General features: G+C 73.6%; 19 protein-coding genes. 6 read left to right on the forward strand and 13 right to left on the reverse strand.

The features are described from left to right. The first annotated feature begins 24 nt into the window (after window positions 1–24). Window positions 25–897, forward strand: a complete 873-nt coding sequence (locus tag QFZ64_RS09760) for a deoxyribonuclease IV (RefSeq protein WP_307064441.1) — start codon at window positions 25–27, stop codon at window positions 895–897. A gap of 34 nt (window positions 898–931) precedes the next feature. Here the strand turns inward: QFZ64_RS09760 and QFZ64_RS09765 are convergent, their stop codons facing one another. Continuing rightward, window positions 932–1,567 carry a sulfite oxidase-like oxidoreductase gene (locus tag QFZ64_RS09765; RefSeq protein WP_307064443.1) on the reverse strand — a complete coding sequence of 212 codons (636 nt, stop codon included), beginning with the start codon at window positions 1,565–1,567 and terminating at the stop codon, window positions 932–934. 180 nt (window positions 1,568–1,747) lie between these two features. Between QFZ64_RS09765 and bfr the strand changes: the two genes are divergently transcribed. Further along, window positions 1,748–2,257: a bacterioferritin gene (gene bfr, locus QFZ64_RS09770; RefSeq protein WP_307064445.1), complete on the forward strand. Its 510-nt coding sequence runs from the start codon at window positions 1,748–1,750 to the stop codon at window positions 2,255–2,257. 43 nt (window positions 2,258–2,300) lie between these two features. Here bfr and QFZ64_RS09775 read toward each other — a convergent pair whose 3' ends face one another. The 3 genes from QFZ64_RS09775 to QFZ64_RS09785 form a co-directional block, all read right to left on the reverse strand. After that, the gene (locus tag QFZ64_RS09775) at window positions 2,301–2,624 is read right to left on the reverse strand and encodes a bacterioferritin-associated ferredoxin (protein WP_373430575.1); all 324 of its coding nucleotides are present in this window, start codon (window positions 2,622–2,624) and stop codon (window positions 2,301–2,303) included. 196 nt (window positions 2,625–2,820) lie between these two features. Continuing rightward, the gene (locus QFZ64_RS09780; RefSeq protein ID WP_307064449.1) at window positions 2,821–4,176 is read right to left on the reverse strand and encodes a class II 3-deoxy-7-phosphoheptulonate synthase; all 1,356 of its coding nucleotides are present in this window, start codon (window positions 4,174–4,176) and stop codon (window positions 2,821–2,823) included. 148 nt (window positions 4,177–4,324) lie between these two features. Beyond that, entirely contained in the window at window positions 4,325–5,581 is a 1,257-nt protein-coding gene (locus QFZ64_RS09785) for a glycoside hydrolase domain-containing protein (RefSeq protein ID WP_307064452.1), read from the reverse strand. 163 nt (window positions 5,582–5,744) lie between these two features. Between QFZ64_RS09785 and QFZ64_RS35325 the strand changes: the two genes are divergently transcribed. Further along, on the forward strand, window positions 5,745–5,801 hold the full coding sequence (locus QFZ64_RS35325) for a trp operon leader peptide (protein ID WP_373430732.1): 57 nt from the start codon (window positions 5,745–5,747) through the stop codon (window positions 5,799–5,801). A gap of 105 nt (window positions 5,802–5,906) precedes the next feature. Next, window positions 5,907–7,781 (forward strand): anthranilate synthase family protein, encoded by a 1,875-nt coding sequence (locus QFZ64_RS09790; RefSeq protein ID WP_307064455.1) that lies wholly within the window; start codon window positions 5,907–5,909, stop codon window positions 7,779–7,781. 207 nt (window positions 7,782–7,988) lie between these two features. On the opposite strand, the gene QFZ64_RS09795 is transcribed toward QFZ64_RS09790, so the two are convergent. The 5 genes from QFZ64_RS09795 to QFZ64_RS09815 form a co-directional block, all read right to left on the reverse strand. Then, window positions 7,989–9,017: a 6-phosphofructokinase gene (locus tag QFZ64_RS09795; RefSeq protein ID WP_307064458.1), complete on the reverse strand. Its 1,029-nt coding sequence runs from the start codon at window positions 9,015–9,017 to the stop codon at window positions 7,989–7,991. Between the two features lie 175 nt (window positions 9,018–9,192). Then, a complete protein-coding gene (locus tag QFZ64_RS09800) occupies window positions 9,193–9,843 on the reverse strand; it encodes a response regulator transcription factor (RefSeq protein ID WP_307071633.1) in 651 nt (216 codons plus the stop codon). A gap of 86 nt (window positions 9,844–9,929) precedes the next feature. Next, the gene (gene macS, locus QFZ64_RS09805; RefSeq protein ID WP_307064460.1) at window positions 9,930–11,231 is read right to left on the reverse strand and encodes a MacS family sensor histidine kinase; all 1,302 of its coding nucleotides are present in this window, start codon (window positions 11,229–11,231) and stop codon (window positions 9,930–9,932) included. Between the two features lie 62 nt (window positions 11,232–11,293). Beyond that, on the reverse strand, window positions 11,294–11,998 hold the full coding sequence (locus tag QFZ64_RS09810) for a 1-acyl-sn-glycerol-3-phosphate acyltransferase (protein WP_307071634.1): 705 nt from the start codon (window positions 11,996–11,998) through the stop codon (window positions 11,294–11,296). Between the two features lie 155 nt (window positions 11,999–12,153). Then, a complete protein-coding gene (locus QFZ64_RS09815; protein ID WP_307064463.1) occupies window positions 12,154–13,653 on the reverse strand; it encodes an FG-GAP-like repeat-containing protein in 1,500 nt (499 codons plus the stop codon). Window positions 13,654–14,129: 476 nt separating this feature from the next. Between QFZ64_RS09815 and QFZ64_RS09820 the strand changes: the two genes are divergently transcribed. Next, entirely contained in the window at window positions 14,130–14,936 is an 807-nt protein-coding gene (locus tag QFZ64_RS09820; RefSeq protein ID WP_307064465.1) for a carboxylesterase, read from the forward strand. Beyond that, on the forward strand, window positions 14,929–15,762 hold the full coding sequence (locus QFZ64_RS09825) for a hypothetical protein (RefSeq protein ID WP_307064467.1): 834 nt from the start codon (window positions 14,929–14,931) through the stop codon (window positions 15,760–15,762). Before QFZ64_RS09820 ends, QFZ64_RS09825 begins: the two co-directional genes overlap by 8 nt. A gap of 46 nt (window positions 15,763–15,808) precedes the next feature. On the opposite strand, the gene QFZ64_RS09830 is transcribed toward QFZ64_RS09825, so the two are convergent. The 4 genes from QFZ64_RS09830 to QFZ64_RS09845 all read right to left on the reverse strand — a co-directional run bounded on the left by QFZ64_RS09830 (window position 15,809) and on the right by QFZ64_RS09845 (window position 19,581). Then, window positions 15,809–16,567, reverse strand: coding sequence for an endonuclease/exonuclease/phosphatase family protein (locus tag QFZ64_RS09830; RefSeq protein WP_307064469.1), 759 nt, complete (start codon window positions 16,565–16,567; stop codon window positions 15,809–15,811). Between the two features lie 135 nt (window positions 16,568–16,702). After that, window positions 16,703–17,656 carry an ROK family glucokinase gene (locus QFZ64_RS09835; protein ID WP_307064471.1) on the reverse strand — a complete coding sequence of 318 codons (954 nt, stop codon included), beginning with the start codon at window positions 17,654–17,656 and terminating at the stop codon, window positions 16,703–16,705. 55 nt (window positions 17,657–17,711) lie between these two features. Next, entirely contained in the window at window positions 17,712–18,335 is a 624-nt protein-coding gene (locus tag QFZ64_RS09840) for a DUF5304 domain-containing protein (protein WP_307064473.1), read from the reverse strand. Between the two features lie 34 nt (window positions 18,336–18,369). After that, window positions 18,370–19,581 (reverse strand): ArsA family ATPase, encoded by a 1,212-nt coding sequence (locus tag QFZ64_RS09845; protein ID WP_307064475.1) that lies wholly within the window; start codon window positions 19,579–19,581, stop codon window positions 18,370–18,372. Window positions 19,582–19,843: the final 262 nt, after the last annotated feature.

Below are 19,843 nucleotides of genomic sequence, written 5' to 3' on the forward strand. Positions count from 1 at the left end.
AAAAGCACGTGCGACCCTTGTGGCGTGGTCGCTACCCCCTCACCCCGTAACCCCGTCGGCGCGCACATCCCCGTCGCCGGCGGCCTGCACCGCGTCGGGCTCCCCTACGCCCACGACCTCGCCGCCGAAGCCGTGCAGGTGTTCGTCGCCAACCCCCGCGGCTGGGCCACCCCACCCGGCAACCCCCGCGAGGACGAGGCCTTCCTCGCGGCGTGCGCGGAGCGGGACGTCCCCGTCTACGTCCACGCCCCGTATCTGATCAACTTCGGCTCCCACACCGAGGCCACCGTCGAACGCTCCGTCGAGTCGCTGCGGCACTCCCTGCGCCGCGCCCGCGCCATCGGCGCCCTCGGCGTCGTCGTGCACACCGGCAGCGCCACCGGCGGCCGCGACCGCGCCGTGGCCCTCAAGCAGGTCCGCACGCGTCTGCTCCCCCTCCTGGAGGAGCTGGACCACGACGACGACCCGTGGCTGCTGCTGGAGTCGACCGCCGGCCAGGGCGCCTCGCTCTGCTCCCGCACCTGGGACTTCGCCCCGTACTTCGAGGCCCTGGACGCCCACCCCCGCCTGGGCGTCTGCCTCGACACGTGCCACGTCTTCGCCGCCGGACACGACCTGACCGGCCCGCACGGCGCCCACCAGACGCTGGACCTGCTCGTGGACACCGTCGGCCCGGGCCGGCTGAAGCTCATCCACGCCAACGACTCCAAGGACGTGGTCGGCGCCCACAAGGACCGGCACGCCAACATCGGGGACGGGCACATCGGCGAGGACCCGTTCCGCGCGCTGATGACCCACCCCGCCACCGAGGGCGTCCCGCTGGTCATCGAGACGCCCGGCGGCAAGGAGGGCCACGCGGCGGACGTGGCCCGGCTCAAGAAGCTCCGCGACGGCTGAGCGGCCCCCGGCCCCGGGCGGGCCCGGGCGCGGCTCAGAGTTCCGGTCCCTCCCCCGGCTCCTCCTGGTAGGAGTAGCGCTGTTCCTTCCAGGGGTCGCCGACGTTGTGGTAGCCGCGCTCCTCCCAGAAACCGCGGCGGTCGGCGGTCATGTACTCCACGCCGCGCACCCACTTGGGGCCCTTCCACGCGTACAGGTGCGGCACGATCAGCCGCAGCGGGAAGCCGTGCTCCGCGGTGAGCAGCTCGCCGTCCTTGTGCGTGGCGAAGAGCGTGCGCGCGGAGGCGAAGTCGGACAGCCGCATGTTCGAGCTGAAGCCGTACTCCGCCCAGACCATCACATGGGTGACACCGGGCGCGGGCGGGGCGCTCTGAAGGACCGTGCGCGCCGGGATCCCGCCCCACTCGGCGCCGAGCATGCTGAACTTCGTCACACAGTGCAGATCGGCGACGACGGTGGAGTACGGCAGGGCCGTGAACTCCTCGTGGTTCCAGCAGTGCTTCTCCCCGTCGGCGGTGGCGCCGAAGACGCGGAACTCCCAGCGTTCGGGGCGGAACCTGGGCACCGGGCCGTAATGGGTCACCGGCCAGCCGCGCTGGAGCCGCTGCCCCGGCGGGAGCGGGGGCTGCTGTGCCGCCTCTCCTGCGTTCCTCTCCACCGGCTGCCCCATGCCTCCATCCTGACAGACCGGGCACAGTGCCCATGACCGGGAGCACGAATCGGGGCAAACTCCTACCAATCATCGCCACTCATGCATGAACCAGCCAAGTGCGGGCTTACTGGATGATCTATGCGATCAGTGCAATCATGCGGCGCAACCTGCCCGAACCCTCCCGGAAGGAGTACGCCGATGCAGGGCGATCCCGAGGTCATCGAATTCCTCAACGAGCAGCTGACGGCCGAACTCACCGCGATCAACCAGTACTTCCTGCACGCCAAGCTCCAGGACCACAAGGGGTGGACGAAACTCGCGCGCTACACCCGCTCGGAGTCCTTCGACGAGATGAGGCACGCGGAGCTCCTCACCGACCGCATCCTGCTCCTGGACGGCCTGCCCAACTACCAGCGGCTGTTCCACGTGCGCGTCGGGCAGTCGGTGACCGAGATGTTCGAGGCCGACAAGCAGGTCGAGGTCGAGGCGATCGACCGGCTGCGGCGCGGGATCGAGCTGATGCGCGCCAAGGGGGACGTCACGTCCGCCAACGTGTTCGAGGCGATTCTCGCGGACGAGGAGCACCACATCGACTACCTGGACACCCAGCTCGACCTGATCGAGAAGCTCGGCGAGTCGCTCTATCTGTCGACGGTCGTCGAGCAGACCCAGCCGGACGCGTCGAGCCCGGGCCCGAGCGCGTACTGACGGGGCGGCGCCGATGCGACCCGACGGCGGCCCCCCGCCGCGCTCAGGCGGCGTCCGGCAACCGTCCGGGTCCCTCGCCGGCGTCCGGCAGCCGTACAGGTACGTCGTGTGCGTCCGGCAGCCGCACGGGTACGTCGTGGGCGCCCGGTCGCGGCCCGGGGCCGACGGAGGCCGGGCGGTCCCGGTCGAGAAGGTCGCGGCGCGGGCAGCCGCCCCGGCCCAGCAACGCCTGGATGCGCCGCACACAGCTCCCGCAGTCCGTGCCCGCCTTGCACTGCGAGGCGATCTGACGAGGGGTGCAGGCCCCGCTCTCCGCGTGCTGCTTGATCTGCTCTTCGGTCACGCCGAAACAACTGCAGACGTACACGCGGGTCACCTCCCGGCGGGGTTCGGGGTCGTGCCGTACCGGTCGCCGGGATGCCCGATCGTCCGGTGAGGCAAACCTAACCTTAACCGGCGTGCCGGGGAGGTGAAAGCGGACGGGGCGCGGATCGTGTGTGATCCGCGCCCCACCTGCGCCGGAACCGCTCACCGACCGACAAACGGAATGCCACGCACCGGCATCACTGGTCCCGGTACATCTCCGCCACCAGGAACGCCAGGTCCAGCGACTGGCTGCGGTTGAGCCGGGGGTCGCACGCCGTCTCGTAACGCTGGTGCAGGTCGTCGACGAAGATCTCGTCGCCGCCGCCCACGCACTCGGTGACGTCGTCGCCGGTCAGCTCCACATGGATGCCGCCCGGGTGGGTGCCGAGGCCCTTGTGGACCTCGAAGAAGCCCTTGACCTCGTCGAGCACGTCGTCGAAGCGGCGGGTCTTGTGACCGGAGGCCGCCTCGTAGGTGTTGCCGTGCATCGGGTCGGTGATCCAGGCGACGGTGGCGCCGGAGGCGGTGACCTTCTCCACCAGCTCGGGCAGCTTGTCGCGGACCTTGTCGGCGCCCATGCGGACGATGAACGTGAGCCGGCCGGGCTCGCGCTCGGGGTCGAGCCGCTCGATGTACCGCAGCGCCTCCTCGGCCGTCGTGGACGGGCCGAGCTTGACGCCGATCGGGTTACGGATCCTCGACGCGAACTCGATGTGCGCGTGGTCGAGCTGCCGGGTGCGCTCGCCGACCCACACCATGTGCGCCGAGACGTCGTACAGCCGGCCCGTGCGCGAGTCGACGCGGGTGAGCGCCGACTCGTAGTCGAGCAGCAGCGCCTCGTGCGAGGAGTAGAACTCGACGGTCTTGAACTCCTCCGGGTCCGTGCCGCAGGCGCGCATGAAGTTCAGCGCGCTGTCGATCTCGCGGGCGAGCTGCTCGTAGCGCTGGCCGGAGGGCGAGGAGCGGACGAAGTCCTGGTTCCAGGCGTGCACCTGGCGCAGGTCGGCGTAACCGCCGGTGGTGAAGGCGCGCACCAGGTTCAGCGTGGAGGCGGAGGCGTGGTACATCCGCTTCAGACGCTCGGGGTCGGGCACGCGGGCGGCCTCGGTGAACTCGAAGCCGTTGACGGAGTCGCCGCGGTAGGTCGGCAGCGTGACGCCGTCGCGCGTCTCGGTGGGCTTGGAGCGCGGCTTGGAGTACTGGCCGGCGATCCGGCCGACCTTCACGACCGGTACGGAGGCCGCGTAGGTGAGGACGGCGCCCATCTGGAGGAGGGTCTTCAGCTTGGCGCTGATGTGGTCGGCGGACACCGCGTCGAAGGATTCCGCGCAGTCGCCGCCCTGGAGGAGGAACGCCTCGCCCTTGGCGACGGCGGCCATCCGGGCGCGCAGCTGGTCGCACTCGCCCGCGAAGACCAGCGGGGGATACGACTCGAGGTCCGCGATCACTGCGCGCAGAGCCTCGGTGTCGGGGTACTCGGGCTGCTGCGCCGCGGGCAGGTCTCGCCATGTCGCCTGAGCGGCGACGCTTCGGGAATCAGCGTTCACGGTCACCCGTCAAACAGTACGCGGTCGGCCTGACCGTCCATGCCCGCGCTCAATCCGTGAGACGGCTCCGCCCGGCCGTCAGGAGCCGGGCGGAACCATGGACATCACGCCTGTGGGGGAGCGTGCCCGGGAGCACGACGGGGAGCGGCCCGCGTCACGGTGTCCCGGTGAACGGGCCGACGTCGAGCTGGTTGCGGTCGATGTTGATGGTGACGCCGCCGTATGTCTCGGTGTGGTTGCCGGCGTACTGGTGGACGCGGCGGTGGTCGGCCCACAGCCGGGCGGGGAGGGTCGCGTCGGTCGTGTTCGCCTGATCGTTCCAGTGGGCGAAGTGCAGCACGTCGGGCAGGGTGGTGGTGCCCTCGTGCGCGACCAGGTCGGTGACGAGCGAGGCGGTGCTGCCGTAGGCGCCGGACCGGTAGCCGAGGGTGTGCAGCCGTTCGGTCCAGGCCTTGAGGTAGGTGAGGACCTCGGTGGTGACGGCGGTGGAGCGGGGGTAGGCCTCGATGTCGTTGTAGAGGACCGTGCCCTTGCCGAGGCCGAGCGCGGCGGCCTGGCGGACCGCGTCGTCGGCGGCGGCGGTGCCCTGCGCGGTGGGGCTGGTGAGCGTGGTGCAGGCGCTGCCGCAACTGCCGCCGACCGGCTGGGGGCCGACGTAGAACGGCAGGAACCGCCAGCCGCCCGCGTACTGGTTGCGCACCCACTGTGCGGTGAGCCGGGCCTGCGAGCAGCCGCGGTTGACGCCGCCGATGTAGATGCCGACGGCGCTGTAGGGCGAGTCGTCCTTCCAGGCGTCCATCGACGACTGGCTGGGCGCGGTGCAGGCGTCGAAGCCCCGGCCCCGGTAGGAGGTGGCGTCGGCGGGCAGCGGGGCCGGTACCGCGGCGGAGGGTTCGACGCGGGCGGCTCCGGCGGAGAGCCCGGCGCCGTCGAGGATGCGCCGGATCGCCGCACGGTCCCGCCCGTAGGCGGCGGTGACCGTGATGCGCTCGTCGGTGGCGCGGTAGGTGCGGGAGGTGGAGTTCTCGGTGACCGAGCGCTCGGACGCCACCGCCTGGGCGGGCTGCAGGAGCAGCGCCTCGGTGCGGCCGAGCACGCGGGCCGGGCAGTCCTGGCGCTCGCCGGGGGTGCCGAGGTAGACGGCGTGCCGGTCGAAGCGGACGCAGGCGGTGGGGTTCTGTTCCAGGTCCACGACGCGCCAGCCGGCGGGGACGGTGAAGGTGTGGCCGCGGTAGCTGATGCGAGTGCTGCCGTCGTCGGCCCCGGCGGGGGCGGCCCCGGCAGGGGCGGCGGCGCCGAGCGCGGCGAGCGTCGCGGTCAGCGCGGCGAGTGTACGGACGGTACGGCGGGCCGCGCTCCGCGTCCGGGGGAAGGGGGAACGCGGCGGGAGCGGGTCGGGAATGGTGCGCACGAGGACGGACCTCTCCGGTGAGCCAGTGTGCTCGGCGTCCTTCCACCAACGGCCGTGCCGCGAAACCGTGGTGAGGCCCCGCGTGGGCCGTCCGGGGCCGCCCTCCGCCGTGTCGGGCGAGCGCGGCTGCCGTGACGGACCGGTATCGGGTAGGGTGCACGCCATGTTCGCGCCAGTGCACCGTATGTGGTGGTGGACCGCTCACCCGGCGGCCCGCTGATCGCGCGTACACACTGATCTCCGCGAAGGCCGCCCGAGGGGCGGCCTTCGGCGTTTCCGCGACCGGCCGGGCCGTTCCTCCCACTGACTGAAGAGGAACCACCCCATGGACCTGTCCGCCCTGCTGACCGACGACCGGCCGTTCGCACTGCTGCGCCGCCGCACCCCGGGCCACGACCACGACACGGTGGAGGTGCTGCGGGGCCCGGTCACCGCCCGCGAGCGCCTGGCCGACCTGCCCGAGGAGGGCCTGGCCCTCGTCCCGTTCCGGCAGATCCGCGAACGCGGCTTCGACGTGCGGGACGACGGCACCCCGCTGCTGGTCCTCGTCCCCGAGGAGACGCACACGCTCCCCCTGGAGACGGCGCTCGCGCAGCTGCCTCGGCACGAGGTGGGGGTGGCGGACGGCGGCTTCGACGTCGACGACGAGGAGTACGCGGACATCGTCGGGCGGGTGCTGCGGGACGAGATCGGCCGGGGCGAGGGCGCCAACTTCGTGATCCGGCGGACGTACCGGGGCGAGATCCCCGGCTTCGGGCGGGCGGACGCGCTGGCTCTTTTCCGCCGGCTGCTGGTGGGCGAGCGGGGCGCGTACTGGACGTTCGTCGTCCACACGGGCGAGCGGACCCTGGTGGGCGCGAGCCCCGAGGTGCATGTGCGGATGGCCGGCGGGACGGTGGTGATGAACCCGATCAGCGGCACGTACCGCTATCCGGCCGGCGGGCCGACCCCGGAGCACCTGCTGGACTTCCTCGCGGACGCCAAGGAGACCGAGGAGCTCTCGATGGTCGTCGACGAGGAACTGAAGATGATGTGCACGGTCGGCGACATGGGCGGGGTGGTGGTCGGACCGCGGCTGAAGGAGATGGCCCATCTCGCCCACACCGAGTACGAGTTGCGCGGCCGCTCCTCGCTGGACGTGCGCGAGGTGCTGAAGGGGACCATGTTCGCGGCGACCGTCACCGGCTCGCCGGTGCAGAACGCCTGCCGGGTGATCGAACGGTACGAGCCCGCCGGTCCGGACGGCGGCGGGCGCGGCTACTACGCGGGGGCGCTGGCCCTGCTCGGGCGGGACGCCGGGGGCGCGCAGACCCTGGACTCCCCCATCCTGATCCGGACCGCCGACATCGCGGCGGACGGGCGGCTGCGGGTGCCGGTCGGGGCCACGCTGGTGCGCGGCTCGGACCCGGCGGGCGAGGTGGCCGAGACGCACGCGAAGGCGGCCGGGGTGCTGGCGGCGCTGGGGGTGCGGCCGGGGCGGCCGCGCGAGGAGTCCGTACGGTCGCGGCTGGCCGACGATCCGCGGGTGCGGGCGGCGCTGGACGGGCGGCGGGCGGCGCTGGCGCCGTTCTGGCTCCGGATGCGGGAGCCGGCGCACGAGTCGAACGGTCACGCGCTCGTCGTCGACGGGGAGGACACGTTCACCGCGATGCTGGCGCACATGCTGCGGTCGTCGGGGCTGGGGGTGACGGTGCGGCGGTACGACGCGGCGGGGCTGCGGGAGGAGGTGCTCGCGCACGAGGGGGTCGTGGTGCTCGGCCCCGGCCCCGGGGACCCCTGCGACCTGGCGGATCCGAAGATGCGGTTCCTGCGGGGGCTGACGGGGGAGGTGCTGCGCGGACATCGGCGGGGGGTGCTGGGGGTGTGCCTCGGGCACGAGCTGATCGCGGCGGAGCTGGGGCTCGTGGTGGAGCGGAAGCGGGTGCCGTACCAGGGGGCGCAGGTGGGGATCGAACTGTTCGGGCGGGCGGAGACGGTGGGGTTCTACAACAGCTTCGTGGCGCGGTGCGACGAGGGGGCGGCACGGGAGCTGGCGGGGCGGGGGGTGGAGGTCTGCCGGGGTGGTGACGGGGAGGTGCACGCGGTGCGGGGGGCCGGGTTCGCGGGGGTGCAGTTCCATCCGGAGTCGGTGCTGACGGTGAACGGGGCGGAGGTGGTACGGGAGTTGCTGGCGGGGGTGGCGGAAGGGGTGCGCCCCTGAATTTCTTCCTCGCCCCCGCCGCCCCTTCCCTTCCCGTCCCTTCAGGGGGCTCCGCCCCTCGGACCCCGGCACGGGGCTTCGCCCCGTATCGCGCGGTTCCCCGCGCCCCTGATCAGGGGCGCGGGGAACTGGCGTCTTCCGGGGGTCCGGGGGCGCAGCCCCCCGGGGGTGGGACGGGAAGGGGCGGCGGGGCGGGAAGAAGTGCCCTCAGCCGAAGAAGACCGACGCCTCCTCGTACAGGGACGCGTCGACCGTCTTCAGGCGGGACGTCGCCTCGGCGATCGGGACGCGGACGATGTCCGTGCCCCGCAGCGCCACCATCTTCCCGAACTCCCCGTCCCGCACGCACTCGATCGCGTGCAGCCCGAACCGCGTCGCGAGCCACCGGTCGAACGCGCTCGGCGTCCCCCCGCGCTGCACATGCCCCAGCACCGTCGTCCGCGCCTCCTTCCCCGTCCGCCGCTCGATCTGCTTCGCCAGCCACTCCCCCACCCCGGACAGCCGCACATGCCCGAAGGAGTCCATGGAGTCGTCCTTCAGCACCATGTCGCCGTCCCGGGGCTGCGCCCCCTCCGCGACGACCACGATCGGCGCGTACGACGCCTTGAACCGCGAGGTCACCCACGCGCACACCTGCTCGACGTCGAACCTCCGCTCGGGGATGAGGATGACGTTGGCGCCGCCGGCCAGCCCGGAGTGCAGGGCGATCCAGCCGGCGTGCCGGCCCATCACCTCGACCACCAGCACCCGCATGTGCGACTCGGCGGTGGTGTGCAGCCGGTCGATGGCCTCGGTGGCGATGTTGACGGCGGTGTCGAAGCCGAAGGTGTAGTCGGTGGCGGACAGGTCGTTGTCGATGGTCTTCGGCACGCCGACGACGTGGATCCCGTACTCGTCGGCCAGGCGCGCGGCGACCCCGAGGGTGTCCTCGCCGCCGATCGCGACGAGCGCGTCGACCTCCTCCTTGGCGAGGTTGTCCTTGATGCGGCGGATGCCGTTCTCCTGCTTGAGGGGGTTGGTGCGGGAGGAGCCGAGGATCGTGCCGCCGCGGGGCAGGATGCCGCGCACGGCGGGGATGTCGAGATGGACGGTGTCGCCCTCCAGGGGACCGCGCCAGCCGTCCCGGAAGCCGACGAAGTCGTAGCCGTACTCCTGCACGCCCTTGCGGACGATGCCCCGGATGACGGCGTTGAGCCCGGGGCAGTCGCCGCCCCCGGTCAGTACTCCTACCCGCATGACAGTGTCCCTTCGCCGCGGTTGCCTGACGCGGGTCACGCTAATGGTGACCCACGTCACTTCGGCATGCACGGGACGGTCAATTCCGGTGAATCACTCGGACGTTGATCAATCGGGCTTCGTTTGGCGGATCGGTGACGTCACATATGTTTGGGAACCGGTGCGTACCGCGCGGTCAGGAGTCGTCGAGACCCCGCTCAATGGCGTACCGGACCAGCTCGACCCTGTTGTGGAGCTGGAGTTTGCCCAGGGTGTTCTGCACGTGGTTCTGGACGGTGCGGTGCGAGATGACGAGGCGTTCGGCGATCTGCTTGTAGCTCAGGCCCTTGGCGACGAGGCGGAGCACCTCGGTCTCGCGTTCGGTCAGCCGCGGCGCCCGGGCGGCGTCACCGGCGTCCGGGACGGGAGCGGGCTCGGCGGCCAGCCGCCGGTACTCGCCGAGGACGAGCCCGGCGAGTCCGGGGGTGAAGACGGGGTCGCCGGCCGCCGTGCGGCGCACCGCGTCGACGAGCTCCTCGGTGGAGGCGGACTTGACCAGGTAGCCGGTGGCGCCGGACTTCACCGCCTCCAGCACGTCCGCGTGCTCGCCGCTGGCCGAGAGCACCAGCACCCGCAGGCCGGGGCGGGCGCCGACCAGTTCCTTGCACACCTGGACGCCGGGCTTGGCGGGCAGGTTGAGGTCGAGCACGAGGACGTCGGGGGCGGCGGCCGTGGCCCGGCGCACCGCCTGTTCGCCGTCACCGGCGGTGGCGACCACGTCGAAGCCCGACTCGGCCAGGTCGCGGGCGACGGCGTCGCGCCACATCGGGTGGTCGTCGACCACCATGACCCGGATCCGGCCGCCGCCCTCGCCCACACCGGTACCGCCCTCGCCGGCAGCGCCGTGCGTGTCGCGTGTGTCCCGCCGGTCGTTCATCGCCGTCCCGCCTTCCCCCGTACGTCCCGTACGTCCCGTGCACCGGCCCCTGTGTCCGGCGCGTCCTTCGGCAGTCTCAGTTCCACCTCGGTGCCCTGACCGGGGACCGAGAGCAGCTCGGCCGTGCCGCCGAGGTCGCGCAGCCGGCCCCGGATCGACTGGGCGACGCCGAGCCGGCCCTCCCCCTCGGCCTGGGCCAGCCGCCCCTCGGGGACCCCGGGGCCGTCGTCCCGTACGGTGACGACGATCTCGTCCGGTTCGTCCTCGACCAGGATCCAGGCCCGGGCCTCGTCCCCCGCGTGGAGCCGTACGTTGTCCAGCGCGGCACCGACCGCGGCGGCCACCTCGCGCGCGGCCGCCGGCGGGAGGGGCACCGGCGCGCCGGGGTCGGAGAGGGTGACCCGGGCCCCGGCGTGGGGGGCGAGGAGGGAGCGCAGGTCGACCGGCCCGTGCGGGCCTTCCCCCGCACCGCTCTCCGCGCCCGCCGCCTCGTCGGCCCCGTCGTCCGGTTCCTGCACGAGTCTGACGAACGCGCCCTCGGCCGCGTCCTCGGAAAGGCGGGAGACGGGGCTGGGGCCGCCGGTGACCAGGGAGCGCAGCGCCACCTCCTGCTCGCCGGCCATCCTCCCCAGTTCCGCCGCCTCGCCGCCCAGCGCGGTACCGCGCCGCTGCACCATGGCGAGGACCTGGAGCACGCCGTCGTGGATGTCCCGGGCGAGCCGTTCCCGTTCGCGGTTGGCGGCCTCGATCTCCAGGGCGCGGGCGAGGGTGCGCTCGGAGGCGCGGGCGACCTCGACGACGTAACCGATGGCGATGGCGGCGACCCAGACGAGGACGACGTTGTGCAGGGTGTCCCGGGTCGGCGCCCCGCGCTCGACCAGGTTGGCGGCGGCCACCAGCGTGGAGGCGAAGGCCGCCCAGCGCCAGCCGCCCTTGACGGCGAACGCCAGGACGGAGCCGGCGGTCCATATCGAGGGCAGGGTCGGGCCGCCCTCGACGACCCGTTGGTGGGCGTCGGCGACCGGGGTGAGCAGGATGCCGGTGAGCGCGACGGTCAGGTCGACGGCGAGGAACGGCTTGGTGCAGTGCGCCGCGCCCGCGACCTTGGGCAGGGTGGCCAGGGTCCACACGACCAGGACGGCGAAGTAACCGATGGCCACGCCGGGCCGCCGGAAGTCGCCGTACGCGCTGAGGAAGAACCCCAGGGCGTACAGCATCGTCAGGACGCGGTAGGCGGTGAGCGCGCGCCACAGAGGCTGCTCGACCGACATCCTCATGACCTTCACGCGTTTCGGCATGTTCCCCCGCCTCTGCCGGAATCCTCGGCCGCCCGCCCCCGTGGCGGCCGGCGGCCCCGTGGCTACCCCTGCTTCTCGGCCTTGGCGGCCTCCGCGAGCCGCCGCTTGGCGGCCGTCGCGTAGATGTCGACGTACTCCTGGCCGGAGAGCCGCATGATCTCGTACATGACCTCGTCGGTCAGCGCCCGCAGGACGAAGCGGTCGTGCTCCATGCCCTGATAGCGGGAGAAGTCCAGCGGCCTGCCGATACGGATGCCCGGGCGCATGAGCTTGGGCACCACCTTCCCGGGCGGCTGGATCTTCTCCGTGTCGATCATCGCGACCGGGAGGACGGGCGCGCCGCCGGCCAGCGCCACGCGGGCCAGTCCGCCGGGCTTGCCCCGGTAGAGGCGGCCGTCGGGCGAGCGGGTGCCCTCCGGGTAGATGCCGAACAGTTCGCCGCGGCGCAGCACCTCGACGCCGCTGCGCACGGCCGCCTCACCGGCGCCGCGCGCGCCCGAGCGGTCGACGGGGAGCTGGCCGGCGCTTCTGAAGAAGGCGGCGGTCATCCGTCCCTTGATACCGGGCGTGGTGAAGTACTCGGCCTTCGCGATGAAGGTGACCTTGCGGTCGAGCACCGCGGGCAGGAAGAAGGAGTCCGAGAAGGACAGATGGTTGCTGGCCAGGATCGCGGGACCGGTGGCGGGCACGTGCTCCAGGCCCTCCACCCAGGGGCGGAAGGCGAGCTTCAGCGTGCCCCCGACGGTGACCTTCATCGCGCCGTACAACAACCGAGTGCCTCCCGATGTCCTCGAACAGACCATAAACGATGTCCCCGGACATGACGGCGGGGCGATGTCCCCGGACATGACGGTGGCACGACGCCCCCGGACATGACGGTGGGGCGGCACCCGGCCGCCCCACCGCACTGTCGCGCGTCGGCTCAGCGCAGGAACGCCCCGAAGTGGGCCTTCGTGGCGGGCGCCGAGAGGTCACCGGCGCCGAACGAGACGGACGACGTGGCGGTCAGGCCGTTCGCCGTACCGGGCAGCACCCACACCGAGCCCTTCTCGGCGTTCTCGGCGGTGGACCCGGCGGCGAGGTCGAGGTGTCCGTCGCCGTCGACGTCCAGGAGCGCGCTGCTCACGCCGAACCGGTCGCCGGCCTCGGCGGCCCCGGGCACCCCGGCGGTGTTCTGGTGGAACGTCTGGGCGCCGGCGCCCGTCACGCCGGAGGCGCTGCCGGGCACGAGGGCGACCGAGCCGGCGTCCTCTATGTCGCCGACGTCCTCGCCGGGCAGGCCGAGCGCGATGTCGGCGTACCCGTCGCCCGTGACGTCGCCGACCGACACCGTGGTGCCGATCCCGTCGCCCTCCTCCTCGGCTCCGGGGAAGCCGGGCAGGCTCTGGTCGAAGGACTGCACGTGGTCCTCGGAGAGGCCGGAGGCCGAGCCGAAGGCGATGCGGACCTTGTCGTTCCAGCCGTCGCGGCCGACGACCACGTCGTCGTAGCCGTCGTTGTTGACGTCTCCGATGCCGGTGCCCGTCTCGTGGCCGGTGTCCTCCCCGGGCACCCAGCCGCGGGTGAAGCCGGAGGCGCCGCCGCCGAGCAGCAGCCGGTTGCCCCAGACGCCGTCGCCGCCGTAGACCCACTGGACGATGTCGTCCTTGCCGTCCCCGTTGACGTCACCGACCTGGCCGGAGTCGATGGGGCCGGTGATCGAGGAGGCGCCGTCCTCGCAGCCGCCGTTGGTGGCGCAGGACGCGTCGTCCGCCCCGTAGCCCCACCACAGGGACTTGTTCAGGAGGGGCAGGACGGCGGTGGGCTTGCCGGCCCGGGAGACGGGGCCCTTCCACAGGGCGGCCGGGGCGCCCTCGGGGTCGTCGCCGCCGAGGGACTGGGCGGAGAAGAGGGCGAGGTCGGTCTTCCCGTCGCCGTCGAAGTCGCCGGCCTGCGGGGCGGACCCGTAGCCGGCCAGGGCCGTGCCGCCGGTGAGCCCGGACGCGGAGCCCCACAGGACGACGGAGCCGGCCTTGCCGCCGGCGATCACCAGGTCGCTGAAGCCGTCGCCGTCCAGGTCGCCCTTGCTGAAGGTGGAGCCGAAGCGCTGGCCCGCGGTGGCGGAGCCGGGGACGCCGCTGGTGGAGCGGCTGATCACCTTCTTGTCGGTGAGGGAGACGCCGTCGGCGGAACCGTAGGTGACGGCCACGTAGCCGGCCTTGGCCGCGTCGGAGACCGTGGCGTCGGGGGCGCCCACGACCAGGTCGGCGTATCCGTCGCCGTTGAAGTCGTTCTGCGCGGCGGCCCCGGCCGGGGTGGCCGGGGCCGCCTGCGCGGAGCCGGCGGACAGGGCCACGGCGCCGAGTCCCGCGGCGAGCAGCGCGGCGGCGGCCAGGGGCGCGGTGAGACGCGCGGTAAGGGTTCGGCGGAGCGGTCGGGTCATGTGGGGGAGCCTTTCGGATCGGTCGGTTCCGGGACGCGGAATGCCGCGTTCAGTGAGTTCGACGTGATCCGGGGGCCATGAGTTGTACATGCGAATGTCATGGCTCGGTAACTGTGCCCGGCGCGGGGGTGCCCCCAAGTCCACTCCGCGAAGGGCGAGTTCGGGACGGGGCGGACGCGGGTGGGACGTCCGTGCGGATCTGCGCCGCGCCCGGCGCGGCCTGCGGCCGCAGGGCCCGACGGCCCTGGTCGGTGTCAGTGCGGTCGCGTACGGTGAAGTACGCCGTCCGACCGCGACCGTCGATCACCGAACGGCCGGTCGTCGGTTTCCGTACTGCTGAGCACAGGCATCACCACTGGGCGCGGTGTTCACCAGCGAGCACAGTCCTTCCCGCAGTACCGACCACTCCGCCGTACCGACTACTCCGCCGTACCGACTACTCCGCCGTACCGACTACTGACGAACAGGAGACCGACGTGCCGGTCCTCCCTGGAGCCGAACCGTACCGCCACGAGGGCGGTCCGGTCGGTGTGCTGCTGTGCCATGGCTTCACCGGTTCCCCGCAGTCGCTGCGCCCCTGGGCGGAGCATCTGGCGCGGCGGCATCTGACCGTCTCCCTGCCGCTGCTGCCCGGGCACGGCACCCGTTGGCAGGACATGCAGCTCACCGGCTGGCCGGACTGGTACGCCGAGGTCGACCGCGAGCTGCGGGTACTGCGGGAGCGGTGCGCGCACGTCTTCGTCCTCGGCCTGTCGATGGGCGGGGCGCTGGCGCTGCGGCTCGCCGCGAAGCACGGGGACGCGGTGACCGGGGTCGTGGCCGTCAACCCCGCCAACAAGGTGCACGGGCTCGCCGCGCACGCCCTGCCGGTGGTCCGGCACCTGGTGCCGAGCACCCGGGGGATCGTCAGCGACATCGCGAAGGAGGGCGGCGAGGAGGTCGGGTACGGCAGGGTGCCGCTGCACGCGGCGCATTCCCTGCGCTCCTTCCTGCGCCGGGTGGACGGCGAGCTGCCACAGGTCACACAACCGCTGCTGCTGATGCGCAGCACGCGGGACCACGTGGTGCCGGCCGCCGACTCCGCGCGGGTGCTGAGCCGGGTGTCGTCGACCGACGTCACCGAGATCCTGCTGGAACAGAGCTACCACGTGGCGACGTTGGACCATGACGCGGACCGGATCTTCGAGGAGACCCACGCGTTCATCGGCCGTCTCACGCCCGAGTCCGCGCCCGCACCCGGGGAGGGGCACGACCACGAGGAAGGGACGGCCGTAGGTGGCTGAGCACGACTCCGACCACGAGCCGGAGGAGCGAGGGCTCCCCCTCGACGAGGACGCCGCGTGGGCGGCGATCGTCGCGGGGTACGGCGAGGAACCGCCGGACCCGCCCGGCGCGAAACCGTTCAAACCGTTCCGGCCGGTGAGACCGGTCCGCCCGGTGGAGGACGTGTCCCTGCCGGAGCCGCCGGGAGCGGCGGCCGGACCGGGAGCGGCGGAGGGACCCGGCGCGGCCGGGACTCCCGGTGGAGACACGACGGCGGGCGGCGGAACCGGAACCTTGGGTGACGCCACGGGGTCCGGCGGACCCGCGGGCGCGGTCACGGGACCCGGCGGGATCGGCTCTCCCGGCCGGGCCGGAGGGCAGGGCGCGGTCGGTATCCCCGGCGACTCCGGTCCCGCGGCCGTACCGGGTGCGGGGGACGCGCCCGGCTCGTCCGGCGCCGACGCCCCCTCGGCGGGGGACGGCGGGCCGCCGCGTACGGGGCGGCCCGGCGGGGCGCTGGGCGGTTCGATCTCGTTCGCGCCCGGTGTCGGGCCGCGGGACTACTCCCCGCCGAGCGGGCCCCGTGGGGACGACGACGAGGGGCACTTCGTGCCTCCGGAGCCGCCGCCGCTGCCCGCCTCCGACACCACGGCCAGGTTCGCCTGGCTCGGCGCGGTCGGCGGTCCGATCCTGCTCCTGCTCGCCGTCCTGCTCGGCTGGGACATGACCTGGTGGCTCACCACCGCCTGTATCGGCGGGTTCCTCGGCGGCTGCGCCACCCTCGTGGTGCGCATGCACCCGGGCGACGAGGACGACGACGACCCCGGCCGGGGCGCGGTGGTCTGACGACGGGGCGGCCTCCGCGGACGACGGGCGGCCCCCGTGCCGGGGCTCAGCCGGTGGGCGGAAGCCTCAGGGCGGCGAGGACCGGAAGGTGGTCGCTGGCCGCCTTCAGGTCCCGTGCCCTCACGCCCGGGTGACCGAACGGGACGCCGCAGCCGAGGATCTCCACGCCCTTGGTGGCGAAGAGCGCGTCGATACGGCGGTGCGGGTCGGTGCGGGTCCAGGTGTGCTCCTCGCCCCACGGCGCGGCGGTCCGGCAGTCCCGCAGGTCGGCCGCGATCCGGCCGAAGGTACGGCCGGTGGGGGGCTCGTTGAGGTCGCCGCCGGCCAGGACGTGCGGGGTGCCGAGGGCGGCGACCCGGTCGAGGAGCAGGCCGCCCTGCTGGTGACGCTCCTGCTCCTGGAGCGAGAGGTGGCAGCTCAGGACGCCGAGGCGGGCGCCGCCGAAGCGGACGACCGCGGTGGCGAAGCCGCGCCGGTGCTGTCCGGGGGTGAGCGGCAGCAGGACGTCCTCGGTGCGCTCGACGGTGGCACGCAGGGAGCACAGCAGGGCGGGCCCCGCGGCGGTGCCGCCGCCGGAGAGCATGACGAGCCCGGAGGCCGCGGCGAGGCGGGCCAGTTTCTTGCGCCAGCGGAAGAAGCGGGGGGCCTCCTGGAGGAGGACGAGGTCCGGGGCGCAGGCGGTGAGGACGCGGGCGAGAGCGTCGGTGTCGTCCTTGAGGGAGCGCACGTTGTAGCTGAGGGCACGGATGACGGCGGTGCCGTCGGGCTCCGTGCGGGAGGTGGCCAGCGGGGCTGTGGTCGGCATGGTGATCAAGATACGCCGCGGGTTCGCCGCCCTGCTCCCGCCGGAAACGTTCTCGCCCCCGCCGCCCCTGCCCTCCCCCGAACCGGGCCGGGAGGACAGGGGCGGCGGGGGCGAGGTGGCCCTGCCGCCGCTCCGTCACATGACGGGGTCGGGCTCCCTGGCGAGGTCGGCCGCGCCGACGAGGCCCGCCTTGTTGCCGAGTTGGGCGGCGATCACGTCGGCGACCGGACGCCAGTTGCCGCCGACCAGCCAGCGCTTGTAGGACTTGCGGATCGGGTCGAGGACCAGGTCGCCCTCGTCCGAGAGTCCGCCGCCCACGATGAACGCCGACGGGTCGAACAGCGAGGCCAGGTCGGCGAGGCCCGCGCCCACCCAGCGGGCCAGCTCACGGTAGGAGTCCACCGCCACCGGGCAGCCCTGCCGCGCGGCCATCGAGACGTGCTTGCCCTCGATGCCGTCGGGCGTTCCGTCGCCGAGCGCGAGCAGGATGTCCGCGCGCTCCGGCGTCGCGTTGGCCCGCTGCTTCGCGTACCGCACGAGCGCCCGCCCGGAGGCGTACTGCTCCCAGCAGCCCTGGCTGCCGCAGCCGCACAGCAGCCCGTCCGGCACCATGCGGATGTGGCCGAACTCGGCGGCCACCCCGAAGTGCCCGCGGCGCAGCTTGTTGCCGATGATGATGCCGCCGCCGAGCCCGGTGCCGAGCGTGATGCAGATGACGTTGCGGTGACCCGCACCCGCGCCGAACTTGTACTCGCCCCAGGCCGCCGCGTTCGCGTCGTTCTCCACGACGACCGGCAGCCCGACCCGGGCCTCGACCTTCTCCTTGAGCGGCTCCTGCCGCCAGTCGATGTTCGGCGCGAAGTAGACCGTCGACCGCTGCCGGTTGACGTAACCGGCGGCGCCGATGCCCACGCCGACGATCTCGTGCCCGGCCCGCGCGCCCTCGACCGAGGCGGCGATGGCGTCCACGATGGCCTCGGGCGTGGTGGGGGTCGGCACCTTGAAGGTGGAAAGGATGTTGCCTTTCTCATCGACCACGCCGGCCGCGATCTTCGTGCCGCCGATGTCGACGCCGATGGTGAGTCCCATGAATCCCTCAGTTCCGGTCGAGCCCCGCTATGGTCAACCGTACCCGAGGGCGGTGTCACTCCACGTCGATGTGGACCGTGGGGCCGGGCCCCTCGTCGTCGTTCCCGGGGTCCTTCCGGACGTCCTTTCGGGGGTTCGCGCCCTGGTCACGGGCGGTCCAACGGCTCTCCTGGGCCTGCACGGCGCTGCGGTAGGCGGCGAGCAGCTCGGTGCCGGCGGCGGCGAGGTGGTCGAAGACATCGGGGTTGCGCTCGATGACCGGTTCCACCACCGCCCGCGCCTGCCGCACCACCTGGTTGACCATCTGCTGGGCCGCGCCGGAGGCGGCGGCGCCGAGCAGCGGCGACTGGAGGCCGGACAGTCTGTCGGCGACGGTGTCGAGGAGACGGCGCAGTTCGTCCGCGGCCGATCCGGGCGGCGCGCCGTACTGGGCCCTGCGGCGGGCCTTCTCCTCGGCGAGGTCCTCGGCGGCGGCGGTGGCCCAGGCATCGGGATCGGGGGCGGTCGCCCGCGGGCGGCCCGTGTCACCGTCCGCGGCCGGCTTCGGGGCCGGCTCCGCCACCGGCTTCGCGGCCGCCGGCTCACGGTCCGGTTCCGAGTGCGCCTGCGCCGCTTCCCGGGCGGCCTCGTCGGCGCCATCGGCGCCATCGGCGTCGGGGTGGGGGCGCTCTTCGCTCATGGCGGGCTCCTGACTGCGTCTCGTCCCTTCGACGTTACCCGAACCGCCCCGGCCACAGTTCCGGATCGGGAGCGAACCGGACGCGCAGCTCGCCCTCGCGCAGGGCCGCGCCGACGACGGTGCAGCGGCGCAGCGCGGAGGGGAGCGGGACGATCCGGTGGAACCGGCCGACGGTGAGGATCAGTTCGTCGCCGCGCCGGACCAGGTCCAGCTCCTCCCGTACGGCGCCGGGCAGCGGGAGGTGCCACACGAGGACGACGCCTCCCCCACGACCGTCCTCGGCCGGCTGTTCGGTGACCGGCCACTCGACGGGGGCGGGCGCCGGGTCGTCCGGCGCGGGCCCGGGGAGGCGCAGCGCGGCCAGGTCGTCGGTGCCGCGCGGGTCCCGCCCGAGGTGCGGGACGCAGTGCACGGCGTCGCTCCCGTACGTCTCCCGCCACTCGTCCGTCGTCTTGCGCTGCTGTGCGGTGAGCCCGGCCGACCAGGTGTCCGCGCCGGGCTCGGGCAGCACCCGGTTGGCGATCACGGCGTCCAGGCGCAGGGCGTGCAGGGCGAGCCCGGTGGTGGCGGTGCGCACGGCGTCGGCGCCGGCGGGGCCGGGTTCGGCGACCAGCCAGGCGGTGGTGCCGGGGTCGGCGAGCACGGCCTCGGTCGCGCCGAGGGACGTGTCCCAGCGGGCGGCGGCCTCGTAGAGCCGCTCGCCGGGCACGGGGACTCCCGCGAGCCGGCCCAGCACCGGCCGCAGCGCGCGGGCGGCCTGCCGCCCGGGCGGCAGCAGCCGGCGCAGATAGCGGCGGAGCTGCTCGGGCAGGGCGAGCAGGGCCAGGGCCTGCGGGGCGGGCGGCAGGTCGACGACGATCAGGTCGTGGTCGCCCGAGAGCGCGGCGTCGCGCACCGCGCCCAGCAGCGCGAGTTCGGTGGCGCCGGGGAGCGGGGTGAGTTCCTCGGCGTCCAGGCGGGCTGCGCCGAGCAGGTCCAGGGCGGAGGCGGCTTTGGTCTGCAGGGCGAGGAGGTCGTCGCGGAAGCGGGTGTCGGCGTCGGGCCGCCGGGCGGTGAGGCACGGGACGCCCTCGACGGCCCGGGAGCCGGCGTGGGTGGGGGTGCCGAGGGCGGCACCGGGGGTGTCGGCGGGGTCGGCGGACAGCAGCAGCGTGCGGACGCCGAGGCGGGCGGCGCGCAGTGCGGCGCCGGCGGCGACGGTGGTCCGACCGGAGCCGCCGGGGCCGGTGACGAGGAGAGTACGCAAAGGGGGCGCCTAAGAGCTGGAAGCGGTGGGACGGGCGCGGGGAGTTCGGGTGGGTGGGGTGCGTGGCCGGCTGCGGGTGCGTCGTGGCCGGTCGCGCCCCGCGGCGGAGCCGCGGACGGATACAGCCCCGCGCCCCTGTGAAGCCGGGGCTGCACCCCGCTTTCAGTGGCGCGGGGCACTGCGCGGGAAGTCCCCACCGGCGGGCGGCCGACAGCGCACCTCGGGAGTCCAGGGGGCGAAGCCCCTTGGACGGACGGGGAGG

This window comes from Streptomyces sp. B3I8 (assembly GCF_030816915.1).
In the GTDB taxonomy this organism is placed as follows: domain Bacteria; phylum Actinomycetota; class Actinomycetes; order Streptomycetales; family Streptomycetaceae; genus Streptomyces.